19 protein-coding genes are annotated in these 21218 nt (G+C 56.4%); 4 read left to right on the top strand and 15 right to left on the bottom strand.

Annotated features, from left to right (window positions below):
- Positions 1 to 302 precede the first annotated feature (302 nt).
- Genes hemG through pepQ form a run of 4 tightly spaced genes read right to left on the bottom strand, consistent with a single transcriptional unit; the run spans position 303 to position 4297 of the window.
- Positions 303 to 848, bottom strand: coding sequence for a menaquinone-dependent protoporphyrinogen IX dehydrogenase (gene hemG, locus AB6V08_RS19825; protein ID WP_368544522.1), 546 nt, complete (start codon positions 846 to 848; stop codon positions 303 to 305).
- A gap of 11 nt (positions 849 to 859) precedes the next feature.
- Positions 860 to 2311 carry a Trk system potassium transporter TrkH gene (trkH, locus tag AB6V08_RS19820; RefSeq protein WP_368544521.1) on the bottom strand — a complete coding sequence of 484 codons (1452 nt, stop codon included), beginning with the start codon at positions 2309 to 2311 and terminating at the stop codon, positions 860 to 862.
- Positions 2312 to 2351: 40 nt separating this feature from the next.
- Complete coding sequence (locus AB6V08_RS19815; protein WP_368544520.1) at positions 2352 to 2966, bottom strand: IMPACT family protein; 615 nt, start codon at positions 2964 to 2966, stop codon at positions 2352 to 2354.
- Positions 2966 to 4297, bottom strand: a complete 1332-nt coding sequence (gene pepQ, locus AB6V08_RS19810) for a Xaa-Pro dipeptidase (RefSeq protein WP_368544519.1) — start codon at positions 4295 to 4297, stop codon at positions 2966 to 2968. The genes AB6V08_RS19815 and pepQ overlap by 1 nt, the downstream gene beginning before the upstream one ends.
- Before the next feature lie 190 nt (positions 4298 to 4487).
- On the opposite strand from pepQ, the gene fadB reads away from it, so the two are divergent.
- On the top strand, positions 4488 to 6677 hold the full coding sequence (gene fadB / locus AB6V08_RS19805) for a fatty acid oxidation complex subunit alpha FadB (protein ID WP_368544518.1): 2190 nt from the start codon (positions 4488 to 4490) through the stop codon (positions 6675 to 6677).
- A gap of 9 nt (positions 6678 to 6686) precedes the next feature.
- On the top strand, positions 6687 to 7850 hold the full coding sequence (fadA, locus tag AB6V08_RS19800; RefSeq protein WP_368544517.1) for an acetyl-CoA C-acyltransferase FadA: 1164 nt from the start codon (positions 6687 to 6689) through the stop codon (positions 7848 to 7850).
- 166 nt (positions 7851 to 8016) lie between these two features.
- On the opposite strand, the gene fre is transcribed toward fadA, so the two are convergent.
- Together fre and ubiD are read right to left on the bottom strand one after the other, a co-directional pair.
- Positions 8017 to 8718, bottom strand: coding sequence for an NAD(P)H-flavin reductase (gene fre, locus AB6V08_RS19795; RefSeq protein WP_368544516.1), 702 nt, complete (start codon positions 8716 to 8718; stop codon positions 8017 to 8019).
- A 30-nt stretch (positions 8719 to 8748) separates the two neighbouring features.
- Positions 8749 to 10254 (bottom strand): 4-hydroxy-3-polyprenylbenzoate decarboxylase, encoded by a 1506-nt coding sequence (gene ubiD / locus AB6V08_RS19790; protein ID WP_368544515.1) that lies wholly within the window; start codon positions 10252 to 10254, stop codon positions 8749 to 8751.
- Between the two features lie 170 nt (positions 10255 to 10424).
- Here ubiD and rfaH point away from each other — a divergent pair, with 170 nt between their 5' ends.
- Positions 10425 to 10916 (top strand): transcription/translation regulatory transformer protein RfaH, encoded by a 492-nt coding sequence (gene rfaH / locus AB6V08_RS19785; RefSeq protein WP_368544514.1) that lies wholly within the window; start codon positions 10425 to 10427, stop codon positions 10914 to 10916.
- Here the strand turns inward: rfaH and tatD are convergent.
- The 9 genes from tatD to udp form a co-directional block, all read right to left on the bottom strand.
- Positions 10913 to 11695, bottom strand: a complete 783-nt coding sequence (gene tatD / locus AB6V08_RS19780) for a 3'-5' ssDNA/RNA exonuclease TatD (protein ID WP_368544513.1) — start codon at positions 11693 to 11695, stop codon at positions 10913 to 10915. The two genes, rfaH and tatD, sit on opposite strands and share 4 nt — an antisense overlap.
- A gap of 41 nt (positions 11696 to 11736) precedes the next feature.
- Positions 11737 to 12507 carry a Sec-independent protein translocase subunit TatC gene (tatC, locus tag AB6V08_RS19775; protein WP_368544512.1) on the bottom strand — a complete coding sequence of 257 codons (771 nt, stop codon included), beginning with the start codon at positions 12505 to 12507 and terminating at the stop codon, positions 11737 to 11739.
- A gap of 2 nt (positions 12508 to 12509) precedes the next feature.
- A complete protein-coding gene (gene tatB / locus AB6V08_RS19770) occupies positions 12510 to 13052 on the bottom strand; it encodes a Sec-independent protein translocase protein TatB (protein WP_368544511.1) in 543 nt (180 codons plus the stop codon).
- 3 nt (positions 13053 to 13055) lie between these two features.
- Positions 13056 to 13310 (bottom strand): Sec-independent protein translocase subunit TatA, encoded by a 255-nt coding sequence (tatA, locus tag AB6V08_RS19765; RefSeq protein WP_368544510.1) that lies wholly within the window; start codon positions 13308 to 13310, stop codon positions 13056 to 13058.
- 76 nt (positions 13311 to 13386) lie between these two features.
- On the bottom strand, positions 13387 to 15027 hold the full coding sequence (gene ubiB / locus AB6V08_RS19760; RefSeq protein ID WP_368544509.1) for a ubiquinone biosynthesis regulatory protein kinase UbiB: 1641 nt from the start codon (positions 15025 to 15027) through the stop codon (positions 13387 to 13389).
- Positions 15024 to 15629 carry a ubiquinone biosynthesis protein UbiJ gene (gene ubiJ, locus AB6V08_RS19755; protein ID WP_368544508.1) on the bottom strand — a complete coding sequence of 202 codons (606 nt, stop codon included), beginning with the start codon at positions 15627 to 15629 and terminating at the stop codon, positions 15024 to 15026. Before ubiJ ends, ubiB begins: the two co-directional genes overlap by 4 nt.
- A gap of 13 nt (positions 15630 to 15642) precedes the next feature.
- Positions 15643 to 16398 (bottom strand): bifunctional demethylmenaquinone methyltransferase/2-methoxy-6-polyprenyl-1,4-benzoquinol methylase UbiE, encoded by a 756-nt coding sequence (gene ubiE, locus AB6V08_RS19750; RefSeq protein WP_368544507.1) that lies wholly within the window; start codon positions 16396 to 16398, stop codon positions 15643 to 15645.
- A gap of 66 nt (positions 16399 to 16464) precedes the next feature.
- Entirely contained in the window at positions 16465 to 17922 is a 1458-nt protein-coding gene (gene rmuC / locus AB6V08_RS19745; protein WP_368544506.1) for a DNA recombination protein RmuC, read from the bottom strand.
- A gap of 1415 nt (positions 17923 to 19337) precedes the next feature.
- Positions 19338 to 20099 (bottom strand): uridine phosphorylase, encoded by a 762-nt coding sequence (gene udp / locus AB6V08_RS19740; protein WP_368544505.1) that lies wholly within the window; start codon positions 20097 to 20099, stop codon positions 19338 to 19340.
- A 260-nt stretch (positions 20100 to 20359) separates the two neighbouring features.
- Here udp and AB6V08_RS19735 point away from each other — a divergent pair, with 260 nt between their 5' ends.
- A complete protein-coding gene (locus tag AB6V08_RS19735) occupies positions 20360 to 21166 on the top strand; it encodes a dienelactone hydrolase family protein (RefSeq protein ID WP_368544504.1) in 807 nt (268 codons plus the stop codon).
- Positions 21167 to 21218 lie beyond the last annotated feature (52 nt).

The following is a 21218-nucleotide window of genomic DNA, read 5'->3' as shown; positions in this document are numbered from 1 at the left end:
TGTCCGAAGACATTTAAGAATCCATGTCACTTTGAGTGCCCACACAGATTGTCTGATAAATTGTTAAAGAGCAGTGCCGCTTCGTTTTCGCTGCGGCGCGGGGTGTGCATATTACGCTTTCCCGCTACAGAGTCAAGCATTTATTTTCGCTTTTCTCTGTCGGTGTTCATCGCTGAACCCCGCTGACCCGGCTTGTTTGCCGTTGTTCCGTGTCAGTGGAGGCGCATTATAGGGAGTTCTTCGGCGGTGACAAGCATAATATTAAAAAAACTTTTCGTTCGCTCACTTTTCAAACTTTACGCTTATTTAACCTTCGAATCGCCCGTTAAATGCGCGATTTCACGGGCAAAACTGGCGACCTGCGCCCAGTCGGTATAAACCACTTCTTTATCTGTATCCGTTTCCCCCCCCGTCATTTTCATAATCAGGCGGATCATAAAGCGGTCATACCAGCGATAGCGCGGATAACGCAACGCGCCGGCGAAGACGGCGCAGAGATCGGGCTGCCACGGTGAGTTAAGCAAAAACTTGCGGGTATAGCTGTTCGTCTGGGGCGTGCGCTTCTCAGCTTTGCGCGCCACCAGGTTCACCGAATAGAACGCGCCGGGCAGCGCGTTCAGCGTGGCGGCGTGTTTTTTCACAAAACGATCCAGCGCCGGATGGAAATGCCCGTAGCGAATAGACGCGCCAATCACCACGCGCTCGTAATCCTGCCACGTAATCTCTTCGGTACGGTTCAGGTTCACGACGTCGGCGTAAACGCCGAGCTCTTTTAATTCAGACGCCAGATAAGAGGCAATCTCGCGCGTTTGCCCGTCCCGTGTAGAGAATAGAATTAATGTTTTCACCAAAGACTCCCTTACTCGCGCCAGAATGTTGGGGTAAACAGCACCAGCAGCGTAAAGACCTCAAGACGACCAAACAGCATATTGGCAATTAAGATCCATTTCGCCACCGGATTCATGCTGGCAAAGTTATCCGCCACCACGCCCAGCCCCGGGCCGAGGTTATTAAGCGTTGCGACAACGGAAGCGAAAGCGGAGAAATCATCCACCCCGGTCGCGATGATCGCCAGCATACTGACGATGAAGACCAGCGCGTAGGCGGAGAAGAAGCCCCACACCGCTTCGAGGATACGTTCCGGCAAGGCACGGTTGCCAAGCTTAATGCTATAGACCGCATTCGGGTGTACCAGACGTTTCAGCTCGCGGTTCCCCTGCTTGAACAGCAGCAGGATACGAATCACCTTCAGGCCACCGCCCGTCGACCCGGCACAGCCGCCGATAAACGCCGAGCACAGCAGCAGCACCGGCAGGAACAGCGGCCAGCGGGCGATGCTGTCAGTGGTAAAGCCCGCCGTGGTCGCCATCGACACCACCTGGAAGAAGGCCTGGTTTAGCGTCGTTACCGCCGAGCTGTAGACGTCATGGAACCACAGCACCAGGGTGCAGATCACCACCAGCGTCAGCTGAACGCCGATAAACATGCGAAATTCCGGATCGCGCCAGTAGACCTTCAGGCTGCGTCCGCTTAATAAAGAGAAGTGCAGACCGTAGTTACAGCCGGAGATAAGCAGGAAGATGGCAATAATGGTGTTAATCGTCGGGCTGTCGAAGTAGCCCACGCTGGCGTCATGGGTGGAGAAGCCACCGATAGCGATGGTCGCGAAGCTGTGTCCGATTGCATCGAACGCGGGCATCCCGGCGAACCACAGCGCCAGCGCGCAGGCGACCGTCAGCAGGACATAAATCAGCCACAGCGTTTTCGCCGTTTCGGCAATTCGCGGGCGCATCTTGTTGTCTTTCAGCGGCCCCGGCATTTCAGCGCGGTAGAGCTGCATCCCCCCGACGCCCAGAATAGGCAGAATGGCGACGGCCAGGACGATGATCCCCATACCGCCGAACCACTGCAGCATCTGACGATAAAAGAGGATCGCGTGGGGTAAGGAATCGAGCCCCACCAGCGTGGTGGCCCCGGTGGTGGTTAAGCCCGAGAAAGATTCAAAGAAGGCATCCGTGATGCTGAGATTAGGCTGTTCAGAGAAGATAAAGGGCAGCGAACCCACGCTCCCCAGCACCGTCCAGAACAGCACCACAATCAGGAACCCTTCGCGGGATTTCAGCTCGCCTTTCTCGCGGCGGTTCGGCCACCACAGCAGCGAGCCAATCGCCAGCGCCACGAAGAACGTCTGGGTAAATGCACGCCCCGCACCGTCCCGGTAGATAAGTGCCACCAGTCCAGGGAGAATCATCGTCCCGGAAAAGAGTATGACCAGCAGTCCAACGATTCGGGTAATGGCACGAAAATGCATCTCTGCCGCTTCCTTTGGTATTCAAAAAGTGAGGTGGGGATTATTCTTCAATCGGCAGTAATTGCAACGAACCACGACTAAAATCAGCCAGTTTTGCTGAAAAAGCAGCCAGCTCTGCCTGAGGAAGCGCCACGCGCAACTGCACCGTTGCCTGGTATTCACTGTGCGCAATCACGCCGTTAAATTGCTTAAGCAGGGTTTCAATACCCGACAGCTGGGCGTAATCGCATAACAAAGTATATTCGGTGAGTGGCGTTTTGCGGGTGGTATTCAGCAGATTAAGCGCCTGCTGCACCCCGCCGCCATAGGCTTTTACCAGCCCGCCCGTGCCGAGCAAAATGCCGCCGTAGTAGCGAACCACCACGGCGGTTATCTCTCCCACACCGCTTCCCATCAGTTGAGAAAGCATGGGTTTACCGGCGGTGCCTGCCGGTTCACCGTCGTCAGAAAAGCCAAGCTGCTGCGAGTCGTCCGGCGGACCGGCGACCCACGCCACGCAGTGGTGTCGCGCGTCAGGGTGCTCCGCGCGAACGGACTCAACAAAGGCTTTCGCCGCCTCGACGCCGTCGGTGTGTGCCAGCAGCGTAATAAAGCGGCTTTTCTTGATTTCCTCAACGAAGGTGACCGGCTGTGCCGGTATCAGCCAGCTTTCCATCAGGCCAGCTTCAGATCTCGCGTCATGTTTTCGATGCTGTTTTCGTGGATAACCACGTTGTCTTCGATACGAATGCCGCCAAACGGCTTCAGCGCGTCAATTTTTTCCCAGTTGAAGTGCTTGCTGAACTGGCCTTCACGCCACGGCGCCAGCAGGGATTCAATAAAGTAGATGCCCGGCTCGATGGTCAACACCATGCGCGGCTCCAGAATACGGGTGCAGCGCAGGTACGGGTATTTAGACGGCGCGGCCAGGTGCGTACCGGTGTCGTCCTGCATAAAGCCGGCAACGTCGTGCACCTGCAATCCCAGCGGGTGTCCAATGCCGTGCGGCATGAATGGCCCGGTCAGATCGTTTTCGACCATCGCCTCTTCGCTCATGTCTTTCACAATCTGATGCTTACGCAGCAGTTTGGCGATGCGCTGATGGAACTGAATATGGTAATCGACGTAGCTGGTGCCCGCTTTCATGGTGCCAATCAGCGCCAGCTGCTCGTCGTTAACGTCTTTAATCAGCTGTGCGAAATCGGTATCCGCGTTTGCCGCCCAGGTACGGGTCAGGTCAGCGGCGTAGCCGTTGTATTCAGCGCCCGCATCCAGCAGGAAGCTGCGCATTTCGGACGGCACATGGTGATCGAGTTTGGTGTAGTGCAGAACCGAGGCATGTTCGTTGAGCGCCACGATGTTGCTGTAAGGCACGTCGGTATCGCGATGACCGGTTGCGGTCAGGTACGCCTGGTTGATATCGAACTCGCTCATGCCGGACTGGAACGCTTCATGCGCCGCGCGGTGGCCGTTTACCGCGGTCTTTTGCGCTTCACGCATGCAGTAAAGTTCATAATCGGTTTTGTAAGCGCGGTAATAGTGCAGGTAGTCCAGCACCCCTTTCGGGTTCAGCTTGTCCGCGGCAATATCCAGACCGAGCGCACGCTCCGGCACCGGGCCAATATACGCCATGTTGCCGCGCGCAGCAGGTAGCTGGCTGCCAATGCCGTCGGCTTTCGGCAGCGCAATCACGTCCACTTCTTCTGTCCAGAAGGAGGTCGGCAGCGGCTCTACGTTGTGCCAGTAATCCACCGGCAGATAGAACCACAGTTTCGGCTTGTTCACGCCGTCCACCAGCAGCCAGCAGTTTGGCACCTGGGTCACTGGCACCCAGGCTTTAAACTGCGGGTTAACCTTAAACGGATAGGCGTGGTCGTCGAGGAAGGTGTTCATCAGCTCGCCGGAGTGGATCAGCAGGGCATCCAGCTTAAAACGAGCCAGTACATCGCGGGTACGTTCCTGTAAGGTAACAATATGATTTTTATAGATTGAAGCCAGTGAGTCCATTGTTTTTCCTTTCGTTTTTCTGCGCTCAAGTCTTCGCATCTTAGCACACCTGCCCCGGACTGCGTGATTTCCGCCGAGCGTGATCAATGCAGCAATTTCTTAATGACTAATTTGCATTTTATTAACATAAATCCCACACTCCGTTTCATCTGGTATGACCAGATCCAATTGCTGGATTCAGGAGACTGACATGCTTTACAAAGGCGACACCCTGTACCTCAACTGGCTGGAAGATGGCATTGCCGAACTGGTGTTCGATGCCCCCGGCTCAGTGAACAAGCTCGATACCGCGACGGTGGCCAGTCTTGGCCAGGCGCTGGAAGTACTTGAAAAGCAATCTGATTTAAAAGGGCTGCTGCTGCGCTCTAACAAAGCGGCCTTTATTGTCGGTGCCGATATCACCGAATTCCTGTCGCTGTTCCTCGTTCCGGAAGAACAGCTGAGCCAGTGGCTGCACTTTGCGAACAGCGTCTTTAACCGCCTGGAAGATCTGCCAGTGCCGACAATCTCGGCCGTGAACGGCTATGCGCTGGGCGGCGGCTGCGAGTGCGTGCTGGCGACCGACTATCGTCTGGCGACGCCAGACCTGCGCATCGGCCTGCCGGAAACGAAGCTGGGCATTATGCCGGGCTTTGGCGGCTCCGTGCGTATGCCGCGTATGCTGGGTGCCGACAGCGCGCTGGAAATTATTGCTGCGGGTAAAGACGTGGGCGCTGACCAGGCGCTGAAGATTGGCCTGGTGGACGGCGTAGTGAAACCTGAAAAACTGGTCGAGGGGGCAATTGCCGTCCTGCGCCAGGCGATTAACGGCGATCTGGACTGGAAAGCCAAACGTCAGCCGAAGCTGGAGCCGTTAAAGCTCAGCAAAATCGAAGCCACCATGAGCTTTACCATCGCCAAAGGCATGGTGATGCAGACGGCGGGCAAGCACTATCCGGCACCGATTACCGCGGTGAAAACCATCGAAGCGGCGGCGCGTCTGGGCCGTGACGACGCACTTAAGCTCGAAAATCAGAGCTTTGTCCCGCTGGCGCACACCAACGAAGCCCGCGCGCTGGTCGGCATTTTCCTCAACGATCAGTTCGTGAAGGGCAAAGCCAAGCAGCTCACCAAAAACGTTGAAACGCCAAAACACGCGGCGGTGCTGGGCGCAGGCATTATGGGCGGCGGCATTGCCTATCAGTCAGCCTGGAAAGGCGTGCCGGTGGTAATGAAGGACATCAACGAAAAATCCCTGACGCTGGGCATGACCGAAGCGGCCAAGCTGCTGAATAAACAGCTGGAGCGCGGGAAGATCGACGGCCTGAAGCTTTCAGGCGTGATCTCCACCATTCAGCCAACGCTGGAATATTGCGGCTTTGACCGTGTGGATGTGGTGGTTGAAGCCGTGGTTGAGAACCCGAAAGTCAAAAAAGCGGTACTGGCGGAAACCGAAGAGAAGGTTCGTCCAGGCAACGTTCTGGCGTCTAACACCTCAACGATTCCAATTAGCGAACTGGCGAGCGTGCTGAAGCACCCGGAAAACTTCTGCGGGATGCACTTCTTCAACCCGGTTCACCGTATGCCGCTGGTTGAAGTGATCCGTGGGGAAAAAACCTCCGACGACACCATCGCCAAAGTGGTGGCGTGGGCCAGCAAAATGGGCAAAACGCCGATCGTGGTGAATGACTGCCCGGGCTTCTTCGTTAACCGCGTGCTGTTCCCCTACTTCGCCGGTTTCAGCCAGCTGCTGCGCGACGGCGCGGACTTCCGCAAGATCGATAAGGTGATGGAGAAGCAGTTCGGCTGGCCGATGGGCCCGGCGTATCTGCTGGACGTGGTGGGCATCGACACCGCGCACCACGCTCAGGCGGTGATGGCGGCGGGCTTCCCGCAGCGGATGCAGAAAGATTATCGCGACGCGATTGACGCGCTGTTCGACGCCGGTCGTTTCGGTCAGAAAAACGGTCTGGGCTTCTGGCGCTATAAAGAAGACAGCAAAGGCAAGCCGAAGAAAGAAGAAGATGCGGCCGTGGACGGCCTGTTAGCGGAAGTCAGCCAGGCAAAACGCGACTTCAGCGACGAAGAGATTATTGCTCGCATGATGATTCCGATGGTCAACGAAGTGGTGCGCTGCCTTGAAGAAGGCATCATCGCCAGTCCGGCAGAAGCGGACATGGCGCTGGTTTACGGCCTCGGCTTCCCGCCGTTCCACGGCGGCGCGTTCCGCTGGCTGGACACGCTCGGCAGCGCGAAGTATCTCGATATGGCGCAGCAGTACCAGCACCTCGGCCCGCTGTACGACGTGCCTGAAGGCCTGCGTAACAAAGCGCGTCATAACGAACCCTACTATCCAGCAGTTGAGCCAGCCCGTCCGGTTGGCGAGCTGAAAACGGCTTAAGGAGTCACAATGGAAAAGGTTGTCATTGTTGATGCGATTCGCACCCCGATGGGCCGTTCAAAGGGCGGCGCATTCCGTAACGTTCGCGCGGAAGATCTCTCCGCGCACCTGATGCGCAGCCTGCTGGCGCGTAACCCGGCGCTGGACCCAGCGGCGCTCGACGATATCTACTGGGGCTGCGTGCAGCAGACCCTGGAGCAGGGCTTTAACATCGCCCGCAACGCATCGCTGCTGGCGGAGATCCCGCATTCCGTTCCGGCGGTGACCGTAAACCGCCTGTGCGGCTCCTCCATGCAGGCGCTGCACGACGCCGCCCGCATGATCATGACCGGCGATGCGCAGGCCTGCATGGTTGGCGGCGTGGAGCACATGGGCCATGTGCCGATGAGCCACGGCGTTGATTTCCACCCGGGCATGAGCCGTAACGTGGCGAAAGCCGCCGGCATGATGGGGCTGACCGCTGAGATGCTCTCCCGCCTGCACGGCATCAGCCGTGAAATGCAGGATGCCTTTGCCGCGCGCTCTCACGCCCGCGCCTGGGCCGCCACGCAGTCTGGCGCGTTTAAGAATGAAATTATCCCAACCGGCGGTCACGATGCCGATGGCGTGCTGAAGCAGTTTAGCTACGACGAAGTGATCCGCCCGGAAACCACGGTTGAAGCGCTTTCCACGCTGCGCCCGGCGTTCGATCCGGTCACGGGCACCGTGACCGCAGGCACCTCTTCTGCGCTTTCCGATGGCGCGGCGGCGATGCTGGTCATGAGCGAAAGCCGCGCCCGCGAGCTCGGCCTGACGCCGCGCGCCCGCATCCGGTCGATGGCGGTGGTCGGCTGCGATCCGTCCATCATGGGCTACGGCCCGGTTCCGGCGTCGAAGCTGGCGCTGAAGAAAGCCGGACTGACCGCCAGCGATATCGACCTGTTCGAAATGAACGAAGCCTTCGCCGCGCAGATCCTGCCGTGCATTAAAGATCTGGGACTGATGGAGCAGATCGACGAGAAGATCAACCTCAACGGCGGCGCGATCGCCCTCGGTCACCCGCTGGGCTGTTCCGGAGCGCGTATCAGCACCACGCTGATTAACCTGATGGAGCGCAAAGACGCCCAGTTTGGTCTGGCGACGATGTGTATCGGGCTGGGTCAGGGGATCGCGACGGTGTTCGAGAGAGTGTAAATCAGGAAAAGTATCGTAGGCCCGATAAGCCTCGCGACATCGGGCTGTTGCCGGGAGGCGCTGCGCTTTCCCGGCCTACGAAAGGTATCTCGCCGTAATCACGAAGAGAGACAGTTTAGTTGCCGTTTTTCCCGCCTGTCAGGGGCGGGTTTTTTATTTCGTTGACTTAGATAAACGCAAACGCATCGCCGAAGAGGCGGTCTTCACGCGCATTTCGTTCATTGCAGAACAGGTCGCGCGCAATCTTCGCCATCTCAAAACGACCCGCGATATAGATATCGTGGTTTGCCAGCGTGCCGTGATCCTGCAGCACCGCCGTCAGCACCGTACCGCTACGCCCGCGCCAGCCCTCTTCCGGCTGCTCGACAACCGGCTCGACGCGCAGGTTCGGGTGGTTCACGCTCAGCGCTTCCAGCTCGGACAGGTCGTAAAGATGCTTCTCTTCGCGGCCGCCCCAGTAGATGGTGATATCGCGGTTCGGGTTACGGGCAAGCGCCGTTAACAGAATGGAACGCACGTAGGAGAAGCCGGTTCCGCCCGCAATCAGGATCAGCGGGCGTTCGTCGTCTTCACGCAGCCAGGCTTCACCGTGCGGGATATCAACAACGATTTCACGCTCTTTCAGAATGCGATCCATCACCGCCATCGCGTACAGGTTAAGCTCAGACGCGCCGATATGAAGCTCGATAAATTCTTGCTCGGCAGGCGTAGAGGCCATAGAGAAAGGACGCTTGTCACGCTCATCCATCACGACCATCAGGTATTGACCCGCGCGGAAAGAGAATGCCGCTTCAGGCACTAAACGGACGCGATATACGGTGTCGGTGATGGCATCTACCGAGGTCACTTTACAGCTTAAGGTTGTCATTCGCTCTCTCTGTCGGGAAGTCTATTGGGCTTAACGGTCGTTCTCAGCGTTACCGTTATTCATTATGGCCAGCTCGTCCCAGATCGCGTCAATACGCGCGGTCACGTCAGGATCTTTTTTGATCGGGCGACCCCATTCACGGTCGGTTTCGCCAGGCCATTTGTTTGTGGCATCCAGTCCCATTTTTGAGCCAAGCCCGGAAACCGGCGAGGCAAAATCCAGATAATCTATCGGCGTGTTTTCCACTAACACCGTATCGCGAGCCGGGTCCATACGCGTGGTAATGGCCCAGATAACGTCGTTCCAGTCGCGGGCGTTGACGTCATCATCGCAGACGATAACAAACTTGGTATACATAAACTGGCGCAGGAAAGACCATACGCCCATCATTACGCGTTTTGCGTGCCCCGCATACTGCTTCTTCATGGTTACCACCGCCAGGCGATAGGAACATCCTTCCGGCGGCAGGTAGAAATCAACAATTTCCGGGAACTGCTTTTGCAGGATAGGCACGAACACTTCGTTCAGCGCCACGCCCAGTACCGCAGGTTCATCCGGTGGACGACCGGTGTAGGTCGAGTGATAAATCGCATCTTCACGCTGGGTGATGTGCGTAACGGTAAACACCGGGAAGTTATCCACTTCGTTGTAATAGCCCGTGTGGTCGCCGTATGGCCCTTCCGGCGCCAGTTCGCCCTGCTCGATGTAGCCTTCCAGAACGATCTCCGCACTGGCCGGCACTTCCAGGTCGTTGGAGATGCACTTCACCACTTCGGTTTTCGTGCCGCGCAGCAGGCCTGCAAAGGCGTATTCCGACAGCGTGTCGGGAACCGGCGTGACCGCGCCAAGAATGGTGGCCGGGTCGGCGCCCAGCGCCACGGACACCGGGAAGCGTTCGCCCGGGTGTTGCGCACACCACTCCTGGAAATCAAGCGCGCCACCGCGATGCGACAGCCAGCGCATAATGAGCTTGTTTTTGCCAATCAGCTGCTGACGGTAGATCCCAAGATTCTGACGCTCTTTGTGCGGGCCGCGGGTCACGGTCAGCCCCCAGGTGATGAGCGGTGCGGCATCTTCCGGCCAGCACTGCATAATCGGGATTTTCGTCAGATCGACGGCATCGCCTTCCAGCACCTTCTGCTGGCACGGCGCACCGCGCAGGCGTTTGGTTGGCATGTTCAGCACCTGCTTAAACTGCGGCAGTTTGTCGAACAGATCGCGGAAGCCTTTCGGCGGCTCCGGCTCTTTCAGAAAGGCCAGCAGTTTTCCCACTTCACGCAGCGCAGTGACGTCCTCTTGCCCCATCCCCAGCGCCACGCGGCGAGGTGTGCCAAACAGATTGCACAGCACCGGCATGGAATAGCCTTTAGGGTTTTCGAATAACAGCGCGGGGCCACCGGCACGCAGGGTGCGGTCGGCGATTTCTGTCATTTCCAGATATGGATCAACAGGAAGCGTAATGCGTTTGAGTTCGCCCTGCTTTTCCAGCAGCGCCAGGAAGTCGCGTAGATCGTGGTATTTCATGCAGTTAGTCATGGCCTCTCTGTAAGCGCTTCATTATACGGCGTAAGACTGCGTGATGCTGTAATTTTGTTAAATTAGCGTGAACTTCCGCGTCTTACTCCACTTTTGGCCATTATAATCACCTTAGCGATCCCGCCAGGGTTTTGATATGCTTGCGCCCCGAACTATGGGAAAGAGTGATTATGCAGGCCTGGTATTTACTGTATTGCAAACGCGGGCAACTTCAGCGCGCGCAAGAACATCTTGAACGTCAGTCTGTGAACTGTCTGATGCCCGTGCTCGCGCTTGAAAAAATGCAGCGTGGTAAGCGCACGACGGTCAGCGAACCCCTGTTCCCCAACTACCTGTTCGTCGAATTCGACCCGGAAGTGATCCACACCACCACCATCAGCGCGACCCGCGGCGTCAGCCATTTCGTGCGCTTTGGTTCACACCCGGCAACCGTGCCCTCTACGGTGATCCACCAGCTTTCGGTGTATCAACAGCCCGAGGACATCACCGACCCGGAAACCCCCTACTCCGGCGACGAGGTGGTGATCACCGAAGGCGCATTCGAAGGGCTACAGGCTATTTTCTCCGAGCCAGACGGGGAAGCCCGCTCCATGCTGCTGCTTAATCTGCTGAACAAGCAGGTGCTGCAAAGCGTCAAAAATACCGACTTCCGCAAGCTTTAAAACTGCACGCCAAACACGCGGCGCACGTTGTCATCGGTTTGCGCCGCCAGCCACTGCGGATCTTCGCCGCGCCAGCGCGCTACGCTTTCAAGAATATGCACCAGATACGCCGGTTCGTTACGTCGTGAAGCGGGTTTGGGCTTCATGTCGCGCGGCAGCAGATAGGGCGCATCCGTTTCAATCATCAGACGATCGGCAGGGATAATCGGCAGCAGCTCGCGAAGCTCCAGCCCGCGGCGTTCGTCGCAAACCCAGCCGGTGATGCCCAGATACAGCCCGCGTTCCAGACATGCCTGCGCTTCCTGACGGGAGCCGGTAAAGCAGTGCAGCACCGCGCCCGGCAGCTTGTCCAGCCAGGGTTCCAGCAGGGCCAGAAAACGCTCGTGGGCATCGCGGCAGTGCATAAACACCGGCATTTCCAGCTCGGCGGCGAGCGCAAGCTGTGCGCTGAAGGCGTGCTCCTGCTCGGCAGGGGTGGAGAAGTTGCGGTTGAAGTCCAGCCCGCACTCGCCAATCGCGACCACTTCCGGCGTATTTGCCAGCGCGCGAAGCGCGTCGGCGCTCTGCTCGTTCCAGCTGCTGCCGTCATGGGGATGCACGCCCGCCGTGGACCAGCAGCGTTCATAGCGTCGGGCAAGCTGCTGCGCCTGCTGGCTTTCGTGAAGGTTGGTTCCCGTCAGCAGCAGGCCTTTGACGCCCGCAGAGAAGGCGCGAGCCACGACATCGTCCTGGTCTTTGGCAAACTGGGTGCTGGTGAGGTTAAGGCCGATATCAAACATGCGGTTTCCCATGTAAAAACCGCCCTGACGGGCGGCTGGTTTTATTCTTCAGTGGTCTTCTCAGACGCGTCGTCTTCGTCTTCCTGCGGGCGTCGTTTCCCGACATAGAAGCGCGAGAAGAACACGCCGACTTCAAACAGGCAGTACATCGGTATTGCCAGCAGCGTTTGAGAGAAGACGTCCGGCGGCGTCAGCAGCATGCCGACCACGAATGCCCCGACCAGGATGTACGGACGCTTCTTGCGCAGATCGTCCGGCGTGGTCACGCCCACCCAGCACAGCAGCACAATCGCGACCGGCACTTCAAAGGCCACGCCAAACGCCATAAACAGCGCCATGACGAAGCTGAGATAGCTGGCGATGTCGGTCGACACCTGCACCCCTTCCGGCGCGGTATGCGTCAGGAAGCCAAAGGCCAGCGGGAAGACGACGAAATAGGCGAACGCCATGCCGATGTAGAATAGCAGCGAGCTGGAGACCAGCAGCGGGATCACCAGCTTGCGTTCATGCTTGTACAGCGCTGGCGCAACGAATGCCCAGACCTGGTACAGGATCACTGGCGCGGAGGCAATCAGCGATACCCAGAAGGTCAGCTTGATAGGGGTGAAGAACGGTGAGGCAACGTCCGTTGCGATCATCGTTGCGCCCAGCGGCATTTGCTTAATCAGCGGCGCGGACACCACCTGGTAGATGTCATTAGCGAAATAGACCAGGCATAAGAAAATGAGGAAAACTGCAATAATGCAGTTTAACAGGCGCTTACGCAGCTCAATGAGGTGCGCAATGAGCGGTTGAGTATCATCTACTGCCATGTTTACGCTTTATCACTCGACGAGGGGGATGATTCGGAAACGGGCGCGGCGGGCTTAGGTTCAGCCGCTTTCACAACGGGTTCTTCCGGTTGCGCCTGTTTTTTCACTTCAGGCTCCTGCGGCGTCTGTTCCGGTGCGGTAGCCTGATGCTCTGCGCTGGCAGGCGTTACGCCTTCGCGCTGCGCTTCGCTGTCTTTTACCACCGGGTTATGGATGGTATTCGCTTCATCGCTCGCTTTCTCAGGATCGTTAATGCTGTAAGAACGCTTCATGGACTCTGCCGCTTCGCGCAGTTCATCCATGGAGGCTTTCAGCTCCGGCGTCAGGTTTTCCATGCTCGCCTTCTCAACCTTTTTCAGGCTGTCCTGAAACTCCTGCAGCTTAAGCTCCTGCGCCAGCTCGTTTTGTACCGTGGTCGCAAGCGAACGCAGCGCGCGCACCCAGCCCGCAACGGTTTTCACCGCAACCGGCAAACGCTGGGGACCCAGCACAATCAGGCCAATAACAAAGACCAGCAGCAGCTCACCAAAACCAATATCGAACACGACTTACACCTGCTCTTTATCGTGGCGTTTAGCGTCTTCCTTTTTGGCTTCTTCTTGCTTGTCGGCAATGGATTTAGCAGTGAAATCAGCGTCCTGGCTGGATTTTTCCTGCTTAGCGTCATCATCGCTCATCGCTTTCTTGAAGCCTTTGATAGACGCGCCGAGATCGGAACCGATGGAGCCGAGCTTTTTGGTGCCGAACAGCAGCACGACGATGACGGCAATGATTAATAATTGCCAGATACTGATACCACCCATACATGTTCCTCAGTGATAGATGATTAATTAATCAGGTCGCATTATACGTATGCGACCCGGCGATAGCGACGCAAATTCAGCGCGTTTTTCTCCAGCCAGCGAGCCAAACCACAACTCCCGCGGCCATCAGCCAGGCGGGCATCATCTGCCAGTCCGGGCGATTGATCAGCAAAAGCGTCCCGCTCAGCAGCAGCGTGGCGCCAATCCCAAACAGATATCGGGACTGCCCCTGACGAACGCGACTGGATTGAAGTTCGCGGGCGATTTTATCCATGCTGTGCTGAAGGTTCTTGCTCTGACGCAAACTGTCGTAAACCAGCTCAGGGATTTCCGGCATTTTTTCGATCCAGAACGGCGCTTTCTCTTTCAGAGAGCGCACCAGCGCCGGAATGCCGACCTGATCCTTAATCCAGGATTCGAGGAAAGGTTTCGCTGTTTTCCACAAGTCTAACTGAGGATAGAGCTGACGGCCTACGCCCTCAACGTAAAGTAATGTTTTCTGAAGTAAAACTAACTGCGGCTGCACTTCCATATTGAAGCGGCGCGCGGTGTTAAACAGGTTCAGCAGCACGTGGCCGAAAGAGATCTCGGAGAGCGGCTTTTCGAAAATCGGCTCGCAGACGGTGCGGATCGCAAATTCGAACTCTTCGACGTTGGTATCCGCAGGAACCCAGCCAGAATCGACGTGGAGCTCGGCCACCTTGCGGTAGTCGCGGTTAAAGAACGCGATAAAGTTTTCCGCGAGGTAGCGTTTATCTTCTTTGTTCAGCGAGCCGACGATACCGCAGTCGATACCGATGTATTTCGGGTTCTCCGGGTGCTCATGGCTGACGAAGATGTTGCCGGGGTGCATGTCCGCATGGAAGAAGCTGTCGCGGAAGACCTGGGTAAAGAAGACCTGCACACCACGCTCGGCCAGCAGCTTCATGTTGGTGCCCTGTTTTTCCAGCGCCACCACATCCGATACCGGAATGCCGTAGATGCGCTCCATGACCATCATGTTTTCGCTGCAATAGTCGGAATAGACTTCCGGCACGTAGAGCATCGGGCTGTCTTCAAAGTTGCGGCGCAGCTGAATGGCGTTGGCCGATTCACGCAGCAGGTTTAGCTCGTCAATCAGCGTTTTTTCGTACTCGCGCACCACTTCCAGCGGGCGCAGGCGACGGCCGTCCGGCAGCAGGCGAGGAACCCAGCGCGCCAGGCGGTAGATAAGCTTCATGTCGGCTTTGATGACCGGCAGAATATCCGGGCGGATCACCTTGATGACCACCTCTTTGCCGTTCTCTTTCAGGCGCGCGGTATGAACCTGTGCGATAGACGCGGACGCCAACGGCTTAATTTCAAAATCGTCAAACCAGGTTTCGACGGGAATGTTGCCCATTGCGGCTTCAATCTGCTTTTTTGCACGCGCGCCGTCAAAGGGGGCAACGCGATCCTGCAGCAGCGCCAGCTGATCGGCAATTTGCGGCGGGAAGAGATCGCGGCGGGTGGAGAGCATCTGCCCGAACTTGATCCACACCGGGCCAAGCTCCTGCAATGCCAGACGAAGACGTTCGCCAAGAGGCTGCTCTTTGTGGCGATTGGGCATCCAGAACAACATCCGCCGCCAGATACGAAGCGGCAGAGTGATACGCATTTTGGGGATAAGCTCGTCGAGCCCGTAACTCAAAAAGGTGTGGACGATAAAGTAGAGGCGCCGAATTTCACCAGGCGTCATTTGCCCTCCAGTTTTTCCAGCCGTTTGGTGAGTGCGTCAACCGCACGTTCAACAGCAGCGGTCTCTTCCGCAAACCACGCCACTTCAAGCGCGCCGGGGGCCATACGCCACTCTTCGGTTATTACCTCTGCGGCGTAGCGCTGCTGACGCTGAACGGTTTTGCGCAGAAACGCCGTACCGCCGTGGAAGACTTTGCTTAGCCCTTCGGCGGCGATATCGCCAATGTACGGCGCAAGCAGTTCAGCCGGGTCAAACTCCGCCAGATCGCTGAGCGCGACGAAGTTCTGGACGACCTGGATATCACCTTCAACCTCCAGCTCACCGCTGCGGATAAGCGCGGTCAACTGCTGGCGATCGCGCAGTTTCGGCAGTACGCTCATGTGGGTGATGACCGAGCAGTCGGCTTCGCCTTCCCACTCGCCCAGCACGTCAAGCTGGCGTTCGCCGAAGACCAGTACCAGCGGCGTCGAGAACTCTTTCAGCACAATGCGCAGCACCTTTCCGTTCAGACGCTGACGCGCGGTTTTCAACGCGGGCGCGCGATACAGAAAGGCATTCAGTACATTCTCGATGCCAGCGGTCACTAAAGGTTTAAAGGGCATGGAATACCTCCACTCAGAACTTGTAACCGCGATGCAGCGCGACGACACCGGCCGTCAGGTTGAAGTACTCAACGTTCTCAAGTCCTGCATCCTGCATCATCGCTTTCAGGGTGTCCTGATCCGGGTGCATACGGATGGATTCCGCCAGATAGCGATAGCTTTCGGCGTCGTTTGCCACCAGCTCACCGATGCGCGGCAGAACGTGGAATGAGTATGCATCGTAGGCTTTGCTCAGCGGCTCGATAATCGGTTTGGAGAATTCGAGAACCAGCAGGCGTCCGCCTGGCTTCAGCACGCGGTACATGGAGCGCAGCGCTTTGTCTTTATCGGTGACGTTGCGCAGGCCAAACGAAATGGTGATGCAGTCAAAGGTGTTGTCCGGGAACGGCAGCGCTTCGGCGTTCGCCTGCACATATTCCACGTTACCCACAACGCCGATGTTACGCAGCTTCTCGCGTCCCATTTTCAGCATGGAGTCGTTGATATCTGCCAGCACCACGCGACCGGTTTCCCCAACCAGACGGGAGAACTTCGCCGTTAAGTCGCCCGTGCCACCGGCTAAGTCGAGCACCGTTTGCCCGCGACGCACGCCGCTACAGTCAATAGTGAAGCGTTTCCACAAGCGATGAATGCCGAATGACATCAGGTCATTCATCACATCGTACTTCGCCGCCACGGAATGAAATACGTGGGCCACCATGTCAGCTTTCTGCGCTTTGGCGACAGTCTGAAAGCCAAAGTGCGTTGTGTCTTGTGAATCGTCAGCCATCTCAGAGCCTGCTTATCAGTCAAATGTTCGTGAAGTGTAACAGATTGGGCGCGTTTGCCCTATGGTTCAACCACCGTGAAAGAAACGATCCGGCTGTTCGGCTGGTGATAATTCCGACGCTAAATCGTTGTCTTCATTGCGTCTATTTTGCTCATCCGCGCCTTCGCGCAGCCGGTATTCCTCATCCTGCGCCGTGGCCTGTTCCACCAGTTCCGGATTAATCTCGCGTTTTACCTCCACCCCGAGGCTGCGAAACGCTTCTGCCTGGGCGAGCAGGTTGCCGCGCCCGGACGAGAGCTTTTTCATCGCCTGACGGTAGTTTTCCTGCGCCCGATCGAGGCTTTGCCCGACCGAAGACATGTCGTCCACAAACAGGCGCATTTTGTCGTACAGCTTGCTGGCGCGGTCGGCTATCTGCTGGGCGTTGCGGCTCTGATGCTCGTAGCGCCAGAGGTTTGCAATGGTTCGCAGGGCCACCAGCAGCGTGGTCGGGCTGACCAGCATAATGTTATTTTTCAGCGCTTCGGTTATCAGTTCGGGCTGTCTGTCGAGCGCAAGGAGAAAGGCCGGTTCAACCGGGATAAACATCAGCACGTAGTCCAGCGAGCGCAGCCCCGGCAGCTGCTGATAGTCTTTGCGGCCCAGCAGACGAATGTGGTTACGCACCGAGGCGATATGTTCCTGGAGCGCCGACTCGCGGGTGTAATCGTCTTCGGCATTGAAGTAACGCTCGTAAGCGACCAGCGTCATTTTGGCGTCGATCACCACGTCCTTGCCCTGCGGCAGGCGCACAATCACGTCCGGCTGCATCCGCGAGCGGGCATCGTTTTCGATGCTCACCTGCGTTTCGTATTCGTACCCTTCGCGCAGGCCGGAGGCCTCCAGCACGCGGGTCAGCACCACTTCGCCCCAGTTGCCCTGCGCTTTGTTGTCGCCTTTTAACGCCCGCGTCAGGTTGACCGCCTCCTGCGCCATCTGCGCGTTTAGCTGCTGCAGATTGCGAATTTCGTGCGCCAGCGTGTGTCGCTCCCGGGCTTCCTGACCAAAGCTTTCCTGCACCTGACGGCGAAAGCCGTCCAGCTGTTCGCGCAGCGGGGTGAGCAGTCCGTTCAGGCTCTGGCGGTTTTGTTCGTCAACGCGGCGGTTGCTGTGTTCGAAAATGCGGTTGGCGAGGTTTTCAAACTGCTCGCTCAGGCGCTGCTCGCTGTTGATCATCTGGCGGATTTTATCTTCGGCGTGCAGCTGGGTGGATTCAAGGCGGGTGGTGACTTCGCGGAGATCGGCCTCCAGCGAGGTGTTGATATCGCGCAGATTGCGCAGTTCGTTGTTGAGCAGCTCGCACTCGTCGCGCCAGTGTGCGCTTTGGGCAAGCTGCTGTTTTGCCGCGCTGAGCTCCGCGACCATCTCCTCGCGTTCTGCCAGCTGATCGGCTTTTTGCTGCGCGTGCTGATAGCTGGAAAACAGCCAGCCAATTACCACGCCCACCAGCGCCATCACCGCATACATCAGGATTGAGATATCCACATTGCCCCCTGCATCAACGTTTTACCCGCACAAAATAGAATTGTGCTGTATAAACGTCCAGTTTGAAAGGGTTTTCCTGCGAGGCGCTACGCAAAAAAACCTCTTTAGCATAAAGGTCGGATCAGGAATCAAAAGGGAATTATCAGTATTCGCAGGAGCGACTCAATAATTTCTATATATGGGGCGCACCTCTTTGGTTGAGGTTATTTTTCAGACTTCTTAAATAACTCAATTTTACAAAGGGCAATGTGCTTTTACGGGGAGATGAATCGATACGAATTATATAACCCAGCCAATTAATAGGTGCTGCTTATATTTCATTTTATCGAAGCTCGTAAAAAGATTTTTTTTAAAACTTATAACCCTGAGCGGTTCACTTTCGAGAACATGATGCGCGATTTAAAGAACAACCTTAAGGATTAAATCATGTTTTCTGAGTATTTTCATAGAATTATCGCCATTTTGAGATTCTTAGACTTAGCCATTGGGCTTTATAGGCTAATTACCTCGAATAGGTAGTTTATTGGCGAGTTTCACCGAGTTTCTTCCGTTACGTTTCTCTATGCCCTAAAAACGAGCTTAAACGAGTTGATCTTGACACTAAAAGGGACGACCTGTCTGGTGCTGAAAGATCCCCCCCTGATTTTCATCTCATGGAGCGATAAAGATTTGGCATTGAAATAAATAAGTTACAGCGACACCCTGTTCTGGCTGAAAATCGCCGAAGCGTTTACGGAAGGCCGGGGCGACGCGCATGGATGCGCGTCGAGGGCGGCTTTACAGGGACGTTTCATCCGCCCGTCCCCGATAAGCCTGGAGCAAACGCTGAGGGCACCGCGAAGCGGCGATTTTCTCGCCGGGAGCCCGGGTTGTCAGGGCGGCGGCGACTGAGCCGCCCTGACACGTTCACAAGTGTTGTGATAATAGAGAAGCAGAGAACGTAAGGTGAACGGAACAACCACCAGAGCCGTATGTTCCCCTCACCCTAACCCTCTCCCCAAAGGGGCGAGGGGATTTTTACGTGCGAACATTATGTTGTGTGGATCCCTTTATCTCTGGTTTGCAGATTTAAGCGCCATGAAACCTACAATTAAGTGTTGAACTCTTAAAAAACTATCTGGCAAAAAAATATTTGTCTTGTGAGAAACCATTAACGCAGAGCGGTTCACTTTCGCGAACATGATGATTGAAAAAGAAATCACTATTGATAAAAAATATGTTTTTAGAATACATAAGAACCCTGAATGAACTCATTTCTTTTATAAAATCAGTTATTAAAATAGTTTCTTACTTTAAATCGAGGAGGAAGCGATCTAAGTTGAATAAATAAGTTGAGTGTCTTTCACCCTTCTATTAGCGTGCGCTACGCAAAAAAAAAGGCCGAACGTGTCGGCCTTTTATCTCAGAAGCGGGAACTAGATCAGGCGGCGAGCCGCTTCGACCACGATTTTCACCGCATGGCTTTCGGTCTGCTTCATGGTTTCTGCGTTCGGGATCTCCTGCTGGGTACGGTTGACGATCACGCCCGCCACCATACCGGCACGCAGACCCTGGCTTGCGCACATGGTCAGCAGCGTTGCAGATTCCATCTCGTAGTTCATCACGCCCATAGACTGCCACTCTTCCATGGAGCCTTTGAAGCGGCTCACCACGCGACCGGAGAAGGTGTCGTAACGCTCCTGGCCCGGGTAGAAGGTATCGGAAGAGGCGGTGACGCCAACGTGCGTGGTTGCGCCAACGGATTTCGCGGCTTCAACCAGCGCGGTGGTGCATTCGAAATCAGCGACCGCCGGGAATTCCATTGGGGCGAAGTGCAGGCTCGCGCCGTCAAGACGCACGGATGCGGTCGTCACCAGCACGTCACCCACATTGATGTGCGGCTGAATGGCGCCGGTGGTGCCGATACGCAGGAAAGTGCGAATACCCAGCTGCGCCAGCTCTTCAACGGCGATAGAGGTAGACGGGCCGCCGATACCAGTCGAGCAGACGATAACCGCTTTGCCGTCCAGCTCTGCGCGCCAGGTGGTGAATTCACGATGGGATGCCAGCTTAACCGGCTTATCCATCAGCGCGGCGATCTTTTCCACACGCTCTGGATCGCCAGGGACGATAGCGAGCGTAGCCCCTTGTAAATCGTTTTTAGTGAGGCCGAGATGAAAAACATCAGACTTAGACATAGGTGACTCCTCTGTGGGTCGGTTTAGTCAGGAGAAGTAAAAAGGTACTTTACAGAAGCAAAGCGTGAATTTTCGTGATGAATCTCACCATGAATGAAAATGGTTGCAGTTAATTTCCATAAATTAGTGACTAACATCACATTAACAATCTTATATCGCGGTCTGTTGCACAAAAGATAGACCGTATCAGGCAATGTGAGTTGTTAACAGAGTGACTATATTTACCTTTGCGCTAACTCATCATTGGTACGGAGAATGCCATGACTGACAAAATCGGTTTTGCACCTGCTGCTGCCCCCCATGCTTCAACCATTGTGTCTACCCCGGAAGAGGCCATCAGCGCGGGTGAGACGTCTATTCCCTCGCAGGGGGATAATATGCCGGCTTACCACGCTCGCCCGAAGTCCGCCGAGGGCCCGCTGCCCGTCGTGATTGTGATACAGGAAATTTTCGGCGTACATGAGCACATTCGTGACGTTTGCCGCCGTCTGGCGCTGGAGGGCTATCTGGCTATCGCGCCGGAGCTCTATTTCCGTCAGGGCGATCCGAACGACTACAGCGATATTCCGACGCTGTTCGCCAACCTGGTGACCAAAGTGCCGGACGCACAGGTGCTGGCGGATCTGGACCATGTTGCAAGCTGGGCTGCCCGCAACGGCGGCGACCCGCATCGTCTGATGGTCACGGGCTTCTGCTGGGGCGGCCGCATTAGCTGGCTCTATGCCGCCCATAACCCGCAGCTCAAGGCTGCCGTGGCGTGGTACGGCAAGCTGGTGGGCGAAAAAACGCTGAACTCACCGAAGCAGCCGCTGGATATCGCCGTCGATCTCAACGCCCCGGTGCTGGGCCTGTACGGCGCCCAGGATACCAGTATTCCGCTTGATACCGTGGAATCCATGCGCCACGCTCTGCGCGCGGCCAACGCCAAAGCGGAAATTATTGTCTATCCCGATGCGGGACATGCCTTTAATGCCGACTATCGCCCGAGCTATCACCAGGAATCGGCGGCGGACGGCTGGCAGCGGATGCTGGAGTGGTTCCGGCAGTACGGCGGTAAAAAGAGTTAAGCGGCTCACATTTCGACGCGCCGGGCGCCGTGACTGTTTGACTTTTAATCAC

Source organism: Enterobacter soli, from assembly GCF_964208575.1.
GTDB lineage: Bacteria > Pseudomonadota > Gammaproteobacteria > Enterobacterales > Enterobacteriaceae > Enterobacter > Enterobacter soli_A.
Note: the sequence above shows the minus strand (reverse complement) of the source record. Positions and strands in the feature narration are given on the sequence as shown.